The sequence below is a fragment of the Dolichospermum sp. UHCC 0259 genome (genome assembly GCF_009711935.1).
In the GTDB taxonomy this organism is placed as follows: domain Bacteria; phylum Cyanobacteriota; class Cyanobacteriia; order Cyanobacteriales; family Nostocaceae; genus Dolichospermum.
Genome location: NZ_VIKX01000310.1, coordinates 1 through 836, shown reverse-complemented (window position 1 = coordinate 836; position 836 = coordinate 1). Strand labels below are relative to the sequence as shown.

The 836-nt window shown below is 44.9% G+C and carries 2 protein-coding genes; both read left to right on the top strand.

Going from position 1 to position 836, the window contains the following annotated elements; all coding sequences use genetic code 11:
* A partial coding sequence (locus FJR05_RS25120; RefSeq protein ID WP_168646620.1) for a helix-turn-helix domain-containing protein occupies window positions 1-190 on the top strand: 190 nt, incomplete at its 5' end.
* Window positions 181-836, top strand: a 656-nt coding sequence (locus FJR05_RS25115; RefSeq protein ID WP_254447097.1) for an IS630 family transposase, incomplete at its 3' end; no start/stop codon positions are given. The genes FJR05_RS25120 and FJR05_RS25115, both read left to right, overlap by 10 nt.

Genomic DNA, 836 nt, shown 5'->3' with positions numbered 1-836 from the left:
TGGAGAGGTGGAAGCAAAACTAATCGCCCTGCGTTGTGGAGAACCGCCCGCTGGTCAGGCACGTTGGACATTGCGGTTACTCGCAGACATTGCGGTTGAGTTAGAAATTGTTCCAGCAATTAGTCACGAAACCGTGCGCCAAGTGTTAAAAAAAACGAACTCAAACCTCATTTGCGCCAGATGTATGTGATTCCACCAGAACAGAGTGCCGAATTTGTATCTAACATGGAAGATGTTCTAGAAATTTATCATCTGCCCTATGACCCTAAGTGTCCAGTGATTTGCATGGATGAGCAACCTATACAATTGGTCAAAGAAACCCGCGTTCCTCTGCCAGCTAAACCTGGACAGCCAGAGTCGGTGGATTATGAATACGAACGCAATGGAACAGCCAATATTTTTATGTTTACAGAACCCTTGTCTGGGTGGCGTAAAACAGTCGTTAGTGAACGTAGAACAGCAGTTGACTGGGCAACAGAAATTAAGCATTTACTCGACAACGACTATCCCGATAGCGACAAAGTTATTTTAGTATGTGACCAGTTAAATACTCATAAACTTGCCTCCCTATATCAAGCGTTTGAGCCGTCTACTGCCCGTTCTTTGGTCGAACGTTTGGAAATTCACCACACCCCTAAACATGGCAGTTGGCTCAATATCGCTGAAAACGAACTGTCCGCAATGACTCGGCAATGCTTAGATCGTCGGATTCCTGATATTGAAACTTTAGAACAAGAAACAACGGCTTGGTATATTCAACGCAATCATTCACAAAAATCTGTAGATTGGCAGTTCACAACGGCGGATGCCCGTATCCGTCTCAAGCGTCTTTATCC